The sequence below is a fragment of the Tolypothrix sp. PCC 7712 genome, assembly GCF_025860405.1.
In the GTDB taxonomy this organism is placed as follows: Bacteria; Cyanobacteriota; Cyanobacteriia; order Cyanobacteriales; family Nostocaceae; genus Aulosira; species Aulosira diplosiphon.
This window is the reverse complement of sequence record NZ_CP063785.1, coordinates 5361618-5379931: the sequence shown is the minus strand read 5'-3', so window position 1 is coordinate 5379931 and position 18314 is coordinate 5361618. Positions and strand designations below refer to the sequence as shown.

The window sequence follows — 18314 nt, the reverse complement described above, 5'->3', positions numbered from 1 at the left end:
GATAAGTGTAATGTTAGGAACAATACAGGGAGGACGTTATCGAATTCTACAAATGATCAGCCAAAGTGGGTTTGATGTAACTTACCTTGCGGAAGACATTGGCATTCCAGGTAAACCTAAATGCATAGTCAAAAAATTAAACCCATTAAACTCTGAAGAGAGCGTTTTAAAAGTGCTGAGACGCTTGTTTGCATCAGAAGCGGAAATACTAGTTCAGCTAGGGAAACACGACCAAATTCCTAGAATTCTAGCTTATTTTGAAGAAAATCAGCAATTTTTTTCAGTTCAAGAATTTATTGATGGGCATGATTTAAGACAAGAAATTATTCCAGGTAAGCAATTAAGCGAAAGTTATGTCATAACTCTATTGCAAGATATATTGCAGATTCTAGAATTTGTTCATCATAATAATGTAATACATCGGGATATAAAACCATCCAATTTAATCAGACGTGCATCAGACGAAAAAATAATTCTAATTGATTTTCTTGCAAGTAAACAATTAATTATTCGTACTAAAATAACTGAATCTCAAAAACAGGAAGAAGACAGAACAGTATCTCAAAAACAGGAAGAAGACGTAACGATTGCAATTGGTACTCAAGGCTATATGCCCGCAGAACAAGCTAATGGATACCCTCGATTGAGCAGTGATATATATGCTGTAGGGATTACTGGAATCCAAGCCCTTACTGGAGTAAATGCTCGTGAGTTCCAAAAAGATCCCGCAACTGGTGAAATTATCTGGCGCAATCTAGTAAAAGTTAGCCCTAAACTAGCAGCCATTTTAGATAAAATGGTGAGATATAATTATTCACAGCGCTACCAGTCAGCGACTGAAGCCTTGCAAGCTATCCAAAATTTGAGCAAAACTCAATTACCTCTTCTTTTGCAAGAAGATCAGAACTATCAGATTTTACTGAATCAGGTAAAAAATTACTGGATTAAAGGTGTCTTAGAAAGAATTTTACAAGAAAAACCATCCATTCACTTCAAACTTGAATCAAAACTTGATGGATACATATATCCTCCTGAGCCTTGGAAGTTATTTTCACCGGAACCTCCTTCTGAAGAAACTCCGCATATCTTAACACCTGATGATATAAAGGTGATTCAATTTTTTGATTGGCATCATACTCTCCTTATTTTAGGTGAAGCTGGTGTGGGTAAAACAGTAACACTATTAGAGCTAGCTCGTGAGTTAATTGACCGCGTAGAACAAGATATTAGTCAACCTCTTCCTATTATATTTAAGCTTTCCTCTTGGAATATCAAAAAAGGAGGAATTAATACTTGGTTTAGGAATCAGAGTATAGCAGATTGGATCATACAAGAATTTACAATAATTTATAACATTCCTCAAGAAAATTCAAAAAAATGGATTGACAATAAACGAATAATATTATTACTTGATGGCTTGGACGAAGTAAAAGAAAATTTGCAAAATCCTTGTATTCTTGCCATAAATGAATTTCGTCAAGAATACGATATTGATATGGTAGTAACAAGTCGTATTCAGGACTATCAAAATCTTAAACAGCGATTGAGATTTCAGTTTGCTATCTATCTAAATCCATATATTTTGGAGAATGAATCCAGGCAAGAAGTTGAATTAACAGAATCTGAAAGGATAACAGAAACGCCATCTGTGTCAGAAACAGCAATAATTGTATGTGCTGTAATGCTAAGGGTATTAAAATATGATATTTCGGTTGGTAGTGAATTAGAAGTCACTATAAATCTAGGTAACAGTGCAATTTTCGAGGAAAGTGCTTATCTAATTACAATTTCAAGAAACCAGATTTATGAGACTGAACTAAACATCATCCTCAATGCCCCTGGCTTCCAACTCAACGGCGACAACACCACCAGCCTACCTCTCAATCCCGACATAGCCCAAGAAATTCAAACCGCCCGCTTCTGCCTCACCGCCCTCCGCCCAGGTTCCGCCACCATCACCGCCGAACTCTACCGAGGCGATACCTTCGAGACAAAACTAGAAACTCAAATCCAAGTCGCCGACATTGACGAAGCAACCTTCACGCCTCAACGCATCATCACCCAACCTCGTCCCGTCCCTCAACCAGATTTTATGCTCCGCATCCAAACAATCTGGAACGAAAGCAACTCCACCTGCAAATTCCAATACCAACTTAAAAGCTTCCGCTTTCTCTCAGTATTTACCGAAAATAACATTTATACATCAGACTCACTTTCAACCAGTTGGATAGAACAGGTGCGGGGATTGTTAGCAACTACACTCGAAAATATATCCGATAGTTTGCCCACTGAGAGAAAATCTCGTTTAATTTCCCTTGGTCAATACCTATTTGGAAACCTCTTCTCCACAGAACTACAAAGCGATATTCGCAGTTTAATACCCCAAAATACCACTTTTACACTTTTAATTCTCGCTGATCAAGAAGCCTGGATACCTTGGGAATTATTATATGATGGTCAAAGATTTTTAGGCGATCGCTTCATCATTGGCCGCTGGTTACAAGAATTAAACGACACCAGACCCTACGAATTTCCTGTAGGTACAGTTAACATCGCCCACTACGCCAATGTCGAACAACCCCAACTCTGGGCTACCCTCCTCGAAGCCCCCGGCGCACCTCTACCCCAGCCTTTACCAGCAGGTGTATTGCATGATTCTACTGAAGCTATACGAGGTCTGCATTTAATTCGCTACAGTCAGTCCTTAGATGCAACCAACCTTCGTAACGCTCCCGTAACCTTAGATAACAGCGACGATACAGAAGACATAGAACTCCAAATGCGTCCCGCCAAACTAAACCTGCGGCGCAATCGCCCATTTGTTACCTTGAGTTACGTTAAAACAGATGTGCCAGAATTGACAGCATTAGAAAACACATGGGCATCTGCCTTTATCCGCGCTGGATGTAGCGGCTTTGTAGGTTCCCTCTGGGCTGTAGAACCAGCAGTAGAAGCTGCCTTTATTAGCTGCTTCTACAACCGTCTGTGGGCTGGCGCTTCCTTGGGCGAAGCTTTCTATACTAGCCGTCAGTTAGCCCGTGCAGCTGCACCTGATTCCCTTGACTGGCTAGCTTACGTTCTGTTTGGCGACCCAATGGCGCGTCCTTACCGTCCCGTTCCTGGTGATGGCTATGCCATTGTCGAACCTATAGGACGGGAAATTGATGACCCATTGCCCCCTGGTGCGATCGCTCGTTTTCGTGTTACTCTGCGAAGAAATCCCCCGGTGTGGCATGAAGATAGAGTTATCGAAGTAGCAGAGAATCTCGTCTTTGAAAATCTACAGGTACACATTGTCACCTATGGTCTGCAAGTGATTCCAGATTTGCCCATCACGATGACACTTACTGCTAAAGGTGATTATTTAGGCTGGTTTACCCTAGTTGTACCAAATGAAATTACTGATACGTCAGCTTTAGTTCAGGTATATTTTGCAGATGGAATGCGACCAATTCATAGCTTAAATTTCTCTCTCAACATAGAGAACGGGAGGGAAGAATGAGCGGTATTAGTAGCGCCATTCGCCATCAAACAATGGCATCTTTTTTACCAATTGTAATTCCTAAAGAAAATTATTATAATATTGGTTGGCAAAAGTTTAACATAACTGCCACTGATGAAGAACTTCTGAAATTTACAAATAATGTTTTAGAGTCTTTTTGGAGACTAGAAAAAGCAATTAATCACACCAAAAGTATCAAATTAGATGCGGAAACTTGCCAGCAAGAAATGAGAGAACTGGCAAAGTGGGGTTTAGCAGCTTACCGCAGATTTTTTGAAGAGGAAGGCTCCCGTCAAATTATCGAAGGTCGTTGTAAAATGATGGGGACTGAAATTCCAGCGCCCACCTTTATATCTGAGCGGGTAATTTTCCCTTGGGAAGTACTCTATGCAGGGGATAATTATCAAGAACCTAATCCAGAAATGTTTTGGGGACTGCGCTACACTCCCGCTCGAATTCTTACTCCCGAAAAAGATATTTCTCGCTTTTTGGCAGACAGAACTACACCATTAGATATGATGTTTTGTCTGCATCATCGACTGCGAGAAGCTCATCAAAATGAATGGCTACTAATTCAAAAATTGATTCGCACCTTGCAAAATAGCCGTTGTTCTCTGCTTTCAGCAGTAGGTAAATTAACAAAAATTGAAAATGGAGAAAACCTACTTGATTATTTTATAGAAGCTAACCATAACATTCTCCATTTTGCTTGTCACTGTCAGTCAGAAGAATTAGATGTAGATACCCTGCTATTTTCTTTGTTAAAGGATGAAGGAGAAGAAGGCGAACCTTTAGTGATTAAATTAGGGGCTATATCTTTTATTTTAGTAAAACAAGATAAACGATTTCAGTGTCAACCATTAGTCTTTCTCAATGCTTGTCAGTCAGCAGGTGGAACTGATGCATTACGCAAAACTTTTAACTTACCACAAATGTTTATTAAACGTGGTGCTGAGGCAGTAATTGCAACTGCTTGTCCCGTTCCCGACCGTTTTGCTGCGGCTTTTGCTCAACAATTTTATACATTCTTTATAGATAAACAAATGACAATTGGGGAAGCCCTACAAGCTACCCGCAGATATTTTATAGAAGAGTACAATAACCCTTTAGGTCTGGCTTATGGTCTTTATAGTCCGCCTTACTATCGACTAACTCAACCCCTGGCTACAGTAGGTGTCGCCTGATGACAAACCCCGCATCGACATCAGAAATAACTCAAGCAGAATTAGATAACTTACTAACGCAACTGCAACAACTACGCTCGTCAATTACTACTGCACGGGAAACAATTGCACCACTAGAAACAAATCTCGCAGCAGCTTACAACGAATTTCAGGCAGTTGTTGGTACATTACGTCGCCAGTCGATGCGCTTACAAGCAGAAATTGCCTCCCTTCGCAGCCAAATTCAACGTTTCACCCAGGATGAAGACGATACGCAACAGCAAGATGTCGCAAACGATAATTTTCTCTACCAGGAAGAACAAACAACAGAATTTAGCCTCAAAGACCTAGAAGCCATTGATAAAGATATGCTACTGGAGCATATCTTTCGGTTATTAGATCCTGATGTCAACGCTGAGGATGCAGAATTACTGGCCAATCTCCAGGGTTTATGTAGTGACGCTGCTGCTAGTTTAGGCGATGTTTTGGAAGAATTACCTTGGGGAATAGTTTGGACAACTCGTAATTCTCAAGAAGACTTGACACAGCAGTACCAGCGTTTGAAAGTTTGGGAAGCAGCGTTAAACCGACAGCTACAAAATTTAAAACAAGCAACAGAACGGTTGTATAAAGATACACGTTACGGACTTTGGCAGCAACAGCAAAAAAGTCAAGAACACTGGCATAATTTTCTCAATCAATGTATTGAACAGCAGCAAGACCAGAATTATGAATTACAAGCTGAGTTAGATAAATTAAAGCAGGAGTGGGGGCGTATTACCAGCACCAATAGATTATGAGTAGTAAAGACTACCAACTTAATTTACCTGTACCAGTAGGGGGAGAAGATTTGCCCATCCCCGTCGCTGATGCTGTGCCGCAACAAGAACAACCCAGCGATAAAGCTTTTTTAGAATGGGGTAACTTAGTTAGTCAGCGTCATGTCCGTCACTTAGCTTTTGACCCAACACAAGAAAATTTATGGTTGGCGACTGGGGGAGGGGTACTGCACTGGAAGCTGGAATTAAATAGATTTGTGAGATACACCAGCGAACATGGTTTGCCAGGTAACTCAGTGTTAGCAGTGGCGGTAGATGGCACGAGTCAAGTTTGGGCTGCTCACGAACAATTTGGCATTTATTATCTAAAAAATGATACTTGGCGACCTTACCGCATCCTGGGCGAGGTAAAGGTAAGTTGTTTGACCTTGGACTCTAGTGGTAAACTTTGGGCTGGAACTGCTAGCGGTATTTATGCTATCAACACTCCAGACCGTAAACCCGCTTTAGAACTACCCCCGGCTGGTTTTCCTCCAAGAGCAATGGCGATCGCCAACGAAAATGATATTTGGCTGTGCAATGCTCAAGGCGTTTATAATTACAAAAATGCTAGTTGGGTGCGTACTAGCGACAGCGTGCAGCCAGATGTTCTCACCCTAGCTCGTCAAGGTGAAAACCTGTGGTTAGGCACTTTTCGCGGACTGGTACGCATTGACTTATTAACGAACAAACTACACAAAATTGATACTACATATCCTGGTGAAGTTACTGCCCTAGCTCCCCATACGCAAGGAGTTTGGGCAGCCTGTGGCGGACAGGTGGGTTTAGCAACAGAAACCGGTTGGACACCATTGACAGAAAAGCGATTTAATGCGCCTATTACCAGCTTGCTAATACGTAGAGACGATAAAGTATGGATTGGTACTCATGATGGACTACTGCGTGGCGAGAACAAGCAAATACTTTTGCACTTAACGGACAATCCCCCTGATGTCATTGGGTTAGCTTCCCGCGAAAAATCTCCACCCACTTTCAGTAGTTTAGTGCAAGCACTGTCAGTGCAGCAATTTGCAGACCGTTCTATTTTATGGATTGGGACGGCACAAGGTTTATTTCGATATGACTTATTTACCGAAAGTTGGCGGCGCTATGGACAACTTGCTGGCCAAGATATCCGCGCTATCATCACCAGCCAAGACCAAGAAACTGTTTGGGTTGCGAGTTGGAGTAGTGGTTTACATAGCTTAAAACAGCAGAATGAACTGCAAACCGCGCCCAATATTTCTGAACCAATTTTAACCCTAACTGCTGGAAGCGATCGCTACTGGGCAATTGGATTAGATGGTCTTTATCAGTACAAAGATTCAGCTTGGGTACAAGTAATTTCTAACAAGGAACTGCTCAAGGAACTGGTGAGTGGATGGCTGCAAGTAATTACCCAAGCTGTTACAAACCACGTTTGGCTGGGTACTTCAGCAGGATTGTTGTTATTGAAAATTGATACAAAACGACTGACTCCAATTACTGGTAACTTAGGTAGTGCAGATGTGCGATCGCTACTAGCAATTAATGGAAATGAGTCGGAACAGGTTTGGGTAGGTACAAGTCAGGGACTGTATGTAGGTAATGTTGACAACTGGGAACCAATACCTGAGCTTGAAAACCGAGTTATAACAGCCTTGGTATGGGATAAGAGCAATAGCAGTTTATGGGTTGGGACAGATAAGGGGCTATTTTGTTTACTGAGTCAAGGCAATAGATGGAAAATTAACGAATTTAACATCCACAATAGTGGCTTAGGGGCAAATCGAGTTATAGCACTGGCCATCAGCACTGGTGAAGATAAAGAGACTAAATTATGGGTAGGTACAGCTTATGGTTTAAGTTGCTACACATATTAAAAAATCTAAAATTAAAAGGGGAGTAGACAGTGAGTGAGGTAGATGTTTTAGGGATTGATTTAGGGACAACTAATTCAGCCATTGCCATTTGGGAACCAGACACAGGAAAAGCGAGAGTTTTATCCAACTCAGAAGGCGATCGCCTCACTCCCTCAGTTGTCATGTTTGATATCCAAAAAAATCAACACATCGTTGGTAAATCAGCAATAAGTTGTATTACCAGTCATCCTAGTGAAGTCATCTACTCAGTAAAACGTTTCATGGGCTGTACCTTTCGTGATGAACGGGTACGTATCGACCAAACTCAAGTTACCTACACTATCGCAGAAGTGCAACAGAGCAAAGTTGCTATTCTTGTAGGCGAAGAAACTTTTACACCTCCGCAGATTTCTGCTCAAATCTTGCGTAAGCTGAAGGAAGATACTGAAGCAACTTTGGGTAAAACAATTTCCCAAGCTGTCATTACCGTTCCTGCTTATTTTAGTGAATCTCAGCGTCAGGCTACCAAAGAAGCCGGAGAATTAGCTGGGTTGCGAGTTCCGCGAATCATTAATGAACCAACGGCTGCGGCTTTAGCATTTGGTTTGGGTACAGAACCCCAAACAGTTGCAGTGTATGATTTAGGCGGTGGTACATTTGATATCTCAATTTTACGAATTGAAAAGGGTTTGTTTCGGGTAAAGGCTACTAGCGGCGATACCCATTTAGGCGGTGATGATTTCGATTTGGCAATTGTCGCGTGGCTGAAAGCTGCGTTTCAGCAGCAGCACAGTGTAGATTTACCTGTTGAGCAAGATAATAACGTGCGATCGCAGTTACGTAAAACGGCAGAAGCTGCCAAAATTGCTTTAACTAAAAGTACAGAATATCAAATTAGCATTCCCAATCTTTTCACTATAGGAAGTCAGTGTTTGGGACTAGAAGCAACATTAACTCGGACTGAGTTAGAAAAACTTGTGCAACCTTTTATTAACCGCACCTTAGATATCTGCGATGCGACTTTAAAAGAAGCAAATTTGCAAGCCACAGACATTGACCAAGTATTGTTAGTTGGTGGACAAACCAGGCTACCTGCTATCAAGGAAGCACTAAAAGAACGCTACAGTTGGACAATCAACGATTCTGTAAATCCAGATGAAGCTGTGGCTAGAGGTGCGGCGGTACTGGGCGCAAGATTATGCGGTTATCTTCGGGATGAGGTGAAACTTTGGGATGTAACGCCCTTGTCTTTGGGAATTGAGTTAGCTAACAGCAAGATGGATGCAATTATTTGTGCAAATGAACCAATACCAGTTACCAAGTGGCGCAAGGGTTCCCAAGCTTTTACTACCCAGCGTGATGGACAAGAGAGTATCCGCTTCCGCATTTATCAAGGTGAACGACCAATTGCCGGGGACAATGAATTTATCGGTGAAGTAGTTCTCAACCTAGCTACTGCGCGTCCGGCGGGAGAAGTTCGGGTTAATTGTAAGTTCACAGTTGACCACGATGGTATTCTTCATGTGTTGGCGGAAGATACTAGCACCGATGGGCAACCTGTGGAGAAAACGTTTGACCGCTTTTATCGCTTGACTCAACAAGAGGTAGAGAAGAAGCTGGAAGATGCGAAAGTGCATGAAAATGAAGACGCTGTGACTAATCGGATTTTTCAGTTAGAAGAAGAGATAACCCGACTGCAACGTGCGCTCAATCAAGACAAGACATCTGATAATCTTTTATTAGAAAATTTAGGAAACTTGCAAGCTGCTATTAATAGCCGCGATGTCAGCCAAGCAGAGGAACTACTTGCCGAACTTAAAAGCAAAATAATCAACTAACAGTTTGTGTAATTTCCGGTAATCGCAGCAATAAATTTGTATAAAAATAAGAAACTTAAATACGAAATTTTGCAACATGACTCACAATGAGCGTCACTGGACTGTGATGGTTTACATGGCTGGGGACAACGGTAAGGTTTTCGAGCAACTACAAGGTAAGCGCCTAATGGCTCCGATGGAAGCACAAGGCTATCAAGACATTGCAGAGATGGAAGCAGTTGGCTCAACACCAGAAGTGGCTGTGTTAGTGCAGTTCGATACTCTTTCTGATAGAGAACACACATACCGCATATATATTCGCCCTTCAGAAGAACCCAGGCACATTGAAAATATCCCAGAGCAGAATACGGGCGATCCTCGTGCATTACGAGACTTTATTGTTTGGGGAATTGAGAATTACCCGGCGGAAAACTATGCAGTAATTTTGTGGAATCACGGTACTGGCTGGAAAGAAGATGATATTTATGCTTTTGCGCGATCGCGTGGTGTGGAAATTCAGGCAAGTCAGGATGAAGTGCGTTCCCTTACCCGAAATAATCGAAGATTGTCTCGTGCTTTTTTCCTTTCCTCAATTACGGAATTGCTACAACTAGATGATGAAGATTCACGAGCGATCGCTTTTGATGATTCATCCTTAGATTTCCTAGATAATGCCAAACTTCAGCAGGCTTTTCAGGAAGCAGAAGCAATTACAGGTAAAAAAGTTAGCTTAATTGGTATGGATGCCTGCTTAATGGGCATGGTGGAAGTGGCTTACCAGCTGCGGGCTAATGCTAATTATATGGTTGCATCGCAAGAAGTAGAACCCCTAACAGGTTATCCCTACACAGCAATTTTGCAGAATTTAACCGCCCATCCAGAAATAACATCGGAGGCGTTGGCAAAGTTAATTGTACAGGAGTATGGGCGCTACTACGAAGGAGAATCGCGGGGTAGTGTAACTCAAATTACCCAATCAGCAACAAATTTAAAAGTGGTTGAGAAACTGGCTGATTCCTTAGGAAGATTGGCAACGATTTTGCGTCAATTGGTTTCAGAAGAAGACATTTATACTGAGAAAGCAATGTATCATTCTCAACGTAAAGCTGTGCGTTTTAAGGATAGTGACTTTGTAGATTTGTATGATTTTTTGAAAGTTTTGCAGGATAAATACGCTGGGGATAGTGATGAATTAACCCAGGTTATTGATGAAGTGATGAATTTGATGATTGTTGAAGTTGAACCGCAGTTAATTTTAGCGAATGTGACTTCAGGAGTGAGATTTGAGCGTGTAAAGGGGTTGTCAATTTATTCACCAGTGAGAGGTTATTGTCAGTTTTATGACAGGTCAGATTTTGCAGGTTGTGGGTGGGGAGAGTTTTTACGGAAGCTTAATGATTTGGTTTAAGGATTGTGTATCACGTTATAAATTAGTCAAGGAACTGCATATTGCGTAATTGACTAACTGTTACTGCCTGTTCTATTAATTGTTGCCATTTCTGTATATTTTGGAACTGTGGTACTTGTAGTAAAGCTTGATGTGCTTTGTTCAGATCGGCAGTAATCGTACTTTGAAGTTGGAACAGCCGCAACTGATGAGAAGATACATCTTGCCGATTAAGAGAGGTGATATTAGTAGTTAAATACTTGATAACCTGCTCAATAATTTGGGTATTTACTTCCTGAGAATCGGCACAATTAGCAATTATACATTCGACAACTTTAATGTGCATTTCCTCTAGTTGTGATTGGAAATATTGACAAATTTGCAAATTATCACTATCCGCAGAGTCAATATTTGTTCGATTGAGAATCATAAACGATCTTTGAGGAAGGTCGGACATCAATCCGTGGAATAGATCATACAAAGCTACATCAGCTGATGTCCAGTAATCCCCAAAAGGACTTGGACGACGTACAAAGAGAATAATATCAATATCTTCAGCAAGCGACTTTATTAATTTTTCCTCGTCTCCAAGCCTGGCATCACCTAATCCAGGCATATCAACTAAAGCAATTTGTCCAATATAAGCATTAGGAAAGTCAGAATAAATGTGTACTTCTCTTACTGCAAGATAATTAAAATAGGTGCGTTCACCTGTAACGTTCTCTTGAGAGAGATATTCCCGAATTTGACTCTTTTCAATTAATTGGGGTGACTGTACCTGAAGCATCTCACGATACATAGGAAGATTTAAGTAATAATTTTGTCGGAGATAATCATACATTACAAGCGATGAAGTACTCCTCATGTATTCAGGAAGACCAGGAAGTGTACTACTCGCAAACTCCTCTAATGTTGAGGGCTTAGAGCTTAAGTTGAGCTTGTCATAATAGGGAAAGATTACTTCTTCTAAGAATGATTGTTCAGTATGGAACCAGACCGGTGCATAGGTTTCAACGTTAGGAGTATGGTAAATTTTGCTCTTTACACCAGTACAGAAGCCTCGGTTACCATCAGGAATCTCGTTTGCACTAAGTCCTGTTAAGCTTTGCAATAATCGGCTCTTGCCTTGCCTTGCTCGTCCAACTACTCCAATATTTAGGGTGTTACGAGAGAAGTTAATTCTAAGCTTTTTTAGTGCCTCTAACTCAATTGCTATATTCTGTTGAACCGTCACAAAATCAATTTCTTTGAAGAGTTGTTTAATGTTCAGATTATCTAGCTGCTTCATTAGCTGATTATGATGATCTTCGATTTCACGAAGGACAGATGCAAGCACCCTCAAATTTGCTTCTACAGCTTCAATTTTCCGAGCAATACCTTGTCTGTGTCGTATTGTACTACTAATTCTATCTGTACTGCTGAAAAACTTTTGAACCCCATTAATATGAGTTGGATTCTCTGGTTGTAATTCTAGTGGAATCTCTAAACTTACTCCATTAATTTCTGCTTGTTCATTTTGTTTAAAGATTTTACTGAAGATAGTTTATTTCCTAACCTGGAAGGGACACCACAAGGAGGGGTAATTACCCCTCCCACAATCTTGCAAAAAGTACCATAGAGTTCTCGGTCACTATTCCTCGAAAACAACTGCGTCCAGGCTATGGTAAAGGTTTTGCAGGGGCACCAATAAATACTCATATAGTCCCCGATGATGGCATTACAGGGCCATCTATTGGAGGAAAGAAACCATGAGTAGTCAAAAGCCGAAAAAAAGTCGGCATCTCAAGGTGCAAGTTAGTTTTGAAGCCAGCCGGGTATCGGATGAGTGTATGGCTTGTGCCTATGAACAAGTAATTCCTGAACTTCGCCTTTCAACACGAAAATCCAGTCAAAATCCCGGATTACAAAATGAGCTAACAAGAGAAGAAGCCGAAGAAATCGGTCATTTTAACTCCTTAGATTTTGGTAGTGGGTGATTTTGTGACAGAATCAGGAAGGAGTTGAAATTGATGAAAAAAAAGAAGCGACCTGACAACTCAAGTTCGCCTAGAGGCGGATATCGGGAAAATGCAGGTAGAAAATCAGGCTGGAATCACAAAGATACTTGTACAATCAGAATCCCTAAAGAATTTGCTTCTCAACTTGTAGAAATAGCTCGTCGTCTGGATCAGGGTGAAAAGATTGATAATGACACAGAATTTATTAACAGAGAAAAGGATTTAGTTACAAAATCAAAACTAGTTGGTACTAATGGCGATGGCGTAGAGCGCCCGCAAAGCGATCGCGAATTTGTCCACCAGTCAGAGTCGCAATTTGATATTGACACAAAATCTAAATCTTTAGTTGATGATACTGTCACAGAATCAATGTCTAGTTCAGGACAATCCTTAACCCAGTTACAGAAACAGCAAGAATTATCGGCTGAATTTGAAAATGATACAGAATCAAGATTGCCGAATTTCGATATTGTCACAGAATCAAGTTTGCTCGAGATTAGTCAGACTACTCACGACTTTTTTCCAGGACTGGCTTTTGCACTCAAAAACGCAAAAACTATCCTGACAGCAAAAAAATCAGCACGAGAGTCAATTGCCCGATTACTGTCAAAACTCTACTCAACCCAGGTAAAAGCAGATGATCTTTAACGAGATCAGTCGCTAAGGTAGAACACAAAAATTTACTTAATTTAAGGTCTAATTTATGACCACTAACCAAATACAGGCTGCTATCTACGCTCGGGTTTCTACAGAGCAGCAAACAGAAACTCAGACAGTCGCTAGTCAATTAGCTGCCCTTCGCTTGAGGGTAGCAGCAGATGGGTTAAAACTGTGTGAAGAACTGACCTTTATTGATGCAGGGTATAGTGGAGCAACGCTGGTACGTCCGGCATTAGAACGTTTGAGGGACTTGGCTTTTGCTAATGGAGTAGATCGGCTTTACGTCCACTCTCCCGACCGATTAGCTCGCAAATATGCTTACCAAGTGTTATTAATTGACGAAATGTACCGTTGTGGCGTGGAAGTAATTTTCCTCAATCGAGAATTGGGACAATCTCCAGAAGATGATTTGCTACTACAGGTACAGGGGATGGTAGCCGAGTATGAACGAGCCAAAATCATGGAACGCAGTCGGCGAGGTAAGCGACATGCAGCCAAATCCGGCTCAGTCAACGTCTTGTCTTGTGCCCCCTATGGTTATCAATATGTCAGCAAAGTTGATGGTGGCGGTCAGGCTCACTTTGAATTGGTTATTGAACAAGCTCAAATAGTTCGACAAATATTTGACTGGGTGGGCAGAGAAAGGCTCACAATTGGGGAAGTGTGTCGGCGACTGAATGCAGATGGACACTTGACCCAAACAGGAAAATCAGTTTGGGATAGGTCTACGGTGTGGGGAATGCTCAAAAACCCAGCCTATATTGGATTTGCTGCTTTTGGTAAAACCCAAGTTTGCTCCCGTCGGCATCGATTAAGACCGATTCGGGGTGCTTCTGCTCAACCAAGGCGTGACTATTCAACCAACTCAGTTGATGTCTCTGAATGGATTTCAGTCCCAGTCCCCAAGATTGTGGATGAAAATTTGTTCGCTGCTGTACAAGAGCAATTGCAAGAAAATCAGCGTCGTTCTCGAATTGGTCAACGAGGTGCCAGATACTTGTTGCAAGGTTTAGTTACCTGCAAGCTCTGTGGCTATACTTACTATGGCAAAGCTATCAGTAATAAATCTGCCAAAAGCAAACCTCGTGACTATGCTTATTATCGATGCATTGGTACTGATGCTTATCGCTTTGGTGGGAATCGAGTCTGTAGCAATACCCAGGTACGAACTGATACTTTGGAAGCGGCTGTTTGGCAAGAAGTATGTTCTTTGCTCAGAAATCCCCAACGCCTTTATCTGGAATATCAACGCCGAGGGCAAGAACCGACTTCAGCTACTCAAGAAAATATTAAAGCCTTAGAATCTCAAATTACCAAACTACGTCGGGGTATTGCACGGTTGATTGATAGCTATGCTGAGGGTCTAATTGAAAAAAACGAATTTGAGCCCAGGATTCATAAAATTAAAGAACGAGTGGCAGTTATCGAAGCCCAGGTGAAAAATCTTAACGATGAGGCTACGCTAAATCGGGAACTGAGGCTGATTATTGGTCGCTTGGAGGAGTTTTCCGCTAAAGTCATCAACAACCTTGAATCAATAGAATGGAATAGCCAACGAGAAATTATTCGCCTGCTAGTAAAGCGAGTTGAGGTGGACACTGAACAGGTAAATGTGGTTTTTCGCGTAGGGGAAGTTCCTGATTTCCCAAAGTTTGAGCTAGAAAGTTTGCAAGATTGTGGGAGGGGTAACCACTCCCCCTTGGGGTGTCCCTTGTTCGGGGAATTCTGGGTTGACTCCAGCCTTGAGGCATCGGAAGATACCGAGTTTTAAGCCAAAAGGGGCAATGAGTTCGTCCATTATTGCTGAGTGGTTAATCCTGTCGAAGCATTGTGATATATCGGCATCTAAAACCATTTTTGATTTTTGGCTGATTCCTGAAAATATCGCTTGTATCGCATCGTGGGCAGAACGTCCTGGTCTAAAACCATAGGAATTTGGTTCAAATACCGCTTCCCATTCAGGTTCTAGTGCTAATTTTGCTAGACCTTGTGTGGCTCTATCCCTCATATTCGGGATTCCTAATGGACGCTTTTCGGCTTTGCCAGGTTTAGGAATCATTACCCGTCTTGTTGCGATCGCTCATGAAATGTTGGATCGGTGGTTAGTCTGGGTTGACGAAGCTGAACCTGTACCAGAAAACACACGCGAGGACTTAGCTAATCGGGATTTATGGCAGTGCGGAACGAGATCCAGATAACCAAATCGCTGTGCGGCTGTTAGGAGCAGAATTAACAGAGAAACTCGTGCGATCGCTCTGGGGTGGTGATCGTATTCTTAAAGGTGGTAGTTAAAATTTCCACCCTGTAAACAGCATGACAGCCCACACTGATAATACTGACAATATCAACTCATACCGAGCTTTGGCACTGCAAGTTACTTGCCATGCAGTTAATCAAGCAAGCGATCGCACTGAAGCTCATGCTTTAATGCAAACTACTATTAACCGCTTGGCACAACAAATTGCAGCCAGTATCGCTTTTATCGGTTTTGACTGTCGGTTAATTGTTTTACCTGAATATTTTCTCACAGGTTTTCCTTTGGGTGAATCTTTAGCAGTGTGGTCAGAAAAAGCCTGTTTGGAAATGCACGGTGCTGAGTATGAAGCTCTCAGTAAAATTGCTCAAAAACATCGTATATTTTTAGGTGGTAACGCCTACGAATTAGACCCCAATTTTCCCGGTTTATACTTTCAAACCTGCTTTGTCATTGACCCTTCGGGGACAATTGTATTGCGTTATCGGCGGTTAAATTCGATGTTTGCCCCGACTCCCCATGATGTTTGGGATAAATATCTCGATTGCTACGGATTAGAAGGCGTTTTCCCAGTCGCCAAAACTGCGATCGGTAATTTAGCAGCCTTAGCATCAGAAGAAATATTGTATCCAGAAGTAGCGCGATGTTTAGCAATGCGCGGTGCAGAGATTTTTCTCCACTCCACATCCGAAGTTTATAGCAAAGCACTCACACCCAAAGACGCAGCTAAAATTACCCGTGCCGTAGAAAATCAAGCTTACGTAGTATCTGCTAATACAGCAGGTACCGCTAATAGCCCCATCCCCTTTGCTTCTGTTGATGGCGGTTCCAAAATTATCGATCATCGCGGCATAGTATTAGCAGAGACAACCACAGGCGAAAGCATGGCAGCATTTGCAGAGATAGACCTAGCAGCATTACGCCGCGATCGCCGCAGACCAGGGTTAAATAATTTACTTTCCCGCCAGCGATTTGAACTCTACGCCCAGAGTTATCTGCAGTCACAATTTTACCCACCAAACACTATGCTGGAAACAGAAGTAGACCGCAAACACTTTCTGCAAACCCAGCAAGCAACCATCGCGCGGCTAGCTGAATTAGGGGTGATTTGAGGGATTGGGGAACTCGGGGCCCCCTCTGGGGATAAGGGGTAATGGGGATTGGGGATTGGGGATGAGGGAGATGAGGGGGATGAGGAAGATGAGGAAGATGAGGGAGAAACACCAAACACCCAATTACCTATTAAGTAGGGAGGCATAATTATTTGTAGGATGGGTTAGCGATAGCGTAACCCATGCGGGTGTTGGGTTTCGTGCCTCAACCCAACCTACGTCCATCTTATATTTAATTCCAACCAGCTACTTACCTATTACCAATGCCCCATGCCCAATGCCCCATGCCCCATTACCTAATAACAAATAACAAATGACCAAATCAATAGATGTTCGTAATCCTCGGACGGGAAAATTTGACTATGTGATTATACCGCCGCCGCCGAAGTTGCTGGCGCAGTTGTGTAATCGGTTGCGGCGATCGCAAGTTCGTTGGCAACAGATAGGTATTGAAGGGAGAGTAGAAGCCTTACAGGAATGGAAACAAGCGATATTAGCAGGACGCGATCGCTTGACTGAGGCTTTGGTGAATGATACAGGAAGATTATCTGTCTCGGAATTAGAAATTGACTCGTTTATTTCTAACATCGACCGTTGGTGTCGGTTGGCACCAGAACTATTGCAGGAAACTGCCAAAAATACATCTATCCCCTTTATCGCCCTGCAACAAACAGCTGTTCCCTATCCCCTAGTGGGGATAATCAGTCCCTGGAATTTGCCCTTATTGCTATCTACAATTGATGCTATTCCTGCATTGCTAGCGGGTTGTGCTGTTGTCGTTAAACCGAGTAAAAATGCTCCCCGCTTTGTTGCACCATTAATATCAACCATCAATGCTGTGCCAAAATTGCGGGATGTTTTCACTTTTGTGGAAGGATCTGGCGAAACAGGAACGGCTTTAATTGAACATGTTGATTTAATCTGTTTTACAGGTAGTACCAATACAGGGCGCAGAATTGGCGAACTTGCTGCCAAAAAGTTTATTCCGGCTTTATTAGAATTAGGAGGAAAAGACCCGGCAATTGTTTTAGGATCGGCTAATTTAGATTTAGCAACCTCAGCAATTTTATGGGGTTCAGTTGTTAATACTGGACAGTCTTGTCTGTCAATTGAGCGCATTTATGTTGCCGAAACTATATTTGAGAAATTTGTCGCCCAGTTAGTAGCTAAAGCCCAAAAAGTAAAATTAGCTCACCCCACATTAGAAAGTGGAGAAATCGGGCCGATTATTTCCGAAAAACAAGCAGCAGCAATTAGCGATCATCTTTTAGATGCTATCGAAAAAGGTGCTGTGATTCACTGTGGTGGTAAAGTTGAAGAATTGGGCGGGGGCTGGTGGTGTCGCCCTACAGTGTTAACTCAGGTCAATCATTCCATGAAAGTGATGACAGAAGAAACATTTGGCCCCATTATGCCTGTAATGCCATTTTCTAACATTGAGGAAGCAATTGAATTAGCTAATGATTCAGTGTATGGATTAAGCGCGGCTGTATTTGCACAACCAGAAGAATTAGCAATGGAAGTCGCCCAGCGCATAGATGCAGGCGCTATTAGTATTAATGATGCCGGGCTTACCTCAATCATGTACGAAGGAGAAAAAAATTCTTTCAAATTATCTGGTTTAGGTGGCTCACGTATGGGTGCAGCAGGGTTAAAAAGATTTATGAGGAAAAAAGCCTTTTTAATCAAAACTAATTCTGCAAATGACCCTTGGTGGTTTGAGAATAGTTAAGAAAAAATTCAAATCTGATAATTTAACATTC

General features: G+C 42.0%; 13 protein-coding genes and 1 pseudogene. 12 read left to right on the top strand and 2 right to left on the bottom strand.

Features of this window, described 5'->3' with window-relative positions; translation table 11 throughout:
- The first annotated feature begins 10 nt into the window (after positions 1-10).
- The 6 genes from HGR01_RS22125 to HGR01_RS22100 all read left to right on the top strand — a co-directional run bounded on the left by HGR01_RS22125 (position 11) and on the right by HGR01_RS22100 (position 10549).
- The gene (locus tag HGR01_RS22125) at positions 11-3502 is read left to right on the top strand and encodes a protein kinase domain-containing protein (RefSeq protein ID WP_052335255.1); all 3492 of its coding nucleotides are present in this window, start codon (positions 11-13) and stop codon (positions 3500-3502) included.
- The gene (locus HGR01_RS22120) at positions 3499-4686 is read left to right on the top strand and encodes a CHAT domain-containing protein (protein ID WP_045871528.1); all 1188 of its coding nucleotides are present in this window, start codon (positions 3499-3501) and stop codon (positions 4684-4686) included. Before HGR01_RS22125 ends, HGR01_RS22120 begins: the two co-directional genes overlap by 4 nt.
- Positions 4686-5465: a hypothetical protein gene (locus HGR01_RS22115; RefSeq protein WP_045871529.1), complete on the top strand. Its 780-nt coding sequence runs from the start codon at positions 4686-4688 to the stop codon at positions 5463-5465. Before HGR01_RS22120 ends, HGR01_RS22115 begins: the two co-directional genes overlap by 1 nt.
- On the top strand, positions 5462-7345 hold the full coding sequence (locus HGR01_RS22110) for a hypothetical protein (protein WP_045871530.1): 1884 nt from the start codon (positions 5462-5464) through the stop codon (positions 7343-7345). The genes HGR01_RS22115 and HGR01_RS22110 overlap by 4 nt, the downstream gene beginning before the upstream one ends.
- Positions 7346-7374: 29 nt before the next feature.
- Positions 7375-9162, top strand: a complete 1788-nt coding sequence (locus HGR01_RS22105) for an Hsp70 family protein (protein ID WP_045871531.1) — start codon at positions 7375-7377, stop codon at positions 9160-9162.
- A 76-nt stretch (positions 9163-9238) separates the two neighbouring features.
- Complete coding sequence (locus tag HGR01_RS22100) at positions 9239-10549, top strand: clostripain-related cysteine peptidase (protein ID WP_045871532.1); 1311 nt, start codon at positions 9239-9241, stop codon at positions 10547-10549.
- Positions 10550-10571: 22 nt separating this feature from the next.
- Here HGR01_RS22100 and HGR01_RS22095 read toward each other — a convergent pair whose 3' ends face one another.
- Positions 10572-11816 carry a hypothetical protein gene (locus HGR01_RS22095; RefSeq protein WP_168160995.1) on the bottom strand — a complete coding sequence of 415 codons (1245 nt, stop codon included), beginning with the start codon at positions 11814-11816 and terminating at the stop codon, positions 10572-10574.
- Positions 11817-12276: 460 nt separating this feature from the next.
- On the opposite strand from HGR01_RS22095, the gene HGR01_RS22090 reads away from it, so the two are divergent.
- Genes HGR01_RS22090 through HGR01_RS22080 form a run of 3 tightly spaced genes read left to right on the top strand, consistent with a single transcriptional unit; the run spans position 12277 to position 14956 of the window.
- Positions 12277-12504, top strand: coding sequence for a hypothetical protein (locus HGR01_RS22090; protein WP_045871533.1), 228 nt, complete (start codon positions 12277-12279; stop codon positions 12502-12504).
- Between the two features lie 33 nt (positions 12505-12537).
- Positions 12538-13173, top strand: a complete 636-nt coding sequence (locus HGR01_RS22085) for a hypothetical protein (protein WP_045871534.1) — start codon at positions 12538-12540, stop codon at positions 13171-13173.
- A gap of 55 nt (positions 13174-13228) precedes the next feature.
- Positions 13229-14956: a recombinase family protein gene (locus tag HGR01_RS22080; RefSeq protein ID WP_063749834.1), complete on the top strand. Its 1728-nt coding sequence runs from the start codon at positions 13229-13231 to the stop codon at positions 14954-14956.
- Here the strand turns inward: HGR01_RS22080 and HGR01_RS22075 are convergent.
- Positions 14843-15193 carry a reverse transcriptase domain-containing protein gene (locus tag HGR01_RS22075; RefSeq protein WP_320076062.1) on the bottom strand — a complete coding sequence of 117 codons (351 nt, stop codon included), beginning with the start codon at positions 15191-15193 and terminating at the stop codon, positions 14843-14845. The two genes, HGR01_RS22080 and HGR01_RS22075, sit on opposite strands and share 114 nt — an antisense overlap.
- Positions 15194-15260: 67 nt before the next feature.
- Here HGR01_RS22075 and HGR01_RS22070 point away from each other — a divergent pair.
- The 3 genes and pseudogenes from HGR01_RS22070 to HGR01_RS22060 all read left to right on the top strand — a co-directional run.
- Positions 15261-15477 (top strand): annotated as a pseudogene (locus tag HGR01_RS22070) (red chlorophyll catabolite reductase); the annotation flags it as partial.
- Positions 15478-15498: 21 nt separating this feature from the next.
- Positions 15499-16551 carry a nitrilase-related carbon-nitrogen hydrolase gene (locus tag HGR01_RS22065; protein ID WP_045871536.1) on the top strand — a complete coding sequence of 351 codons (1053 nt, stop codon included), beginning with the start codon at positions 15499-15501 and terminating at the stop codon, positions 16549-16551.
- Between the two features lie 313 nt (positions 16552-16864).
- Positions 16865-18283: an aldehyde dehydrogenase family protein gene (locus tag HGR01_RS22060; protein WP_045871537.1), complete on the top strand. Its 1419-nt coding sequence runs from the start codon at positions 16865-16867 to the stop codon at positions 18281-18283.
- The last annotated feature ends 31 nt before the right edge of the window (positions 18284-18314 follow it).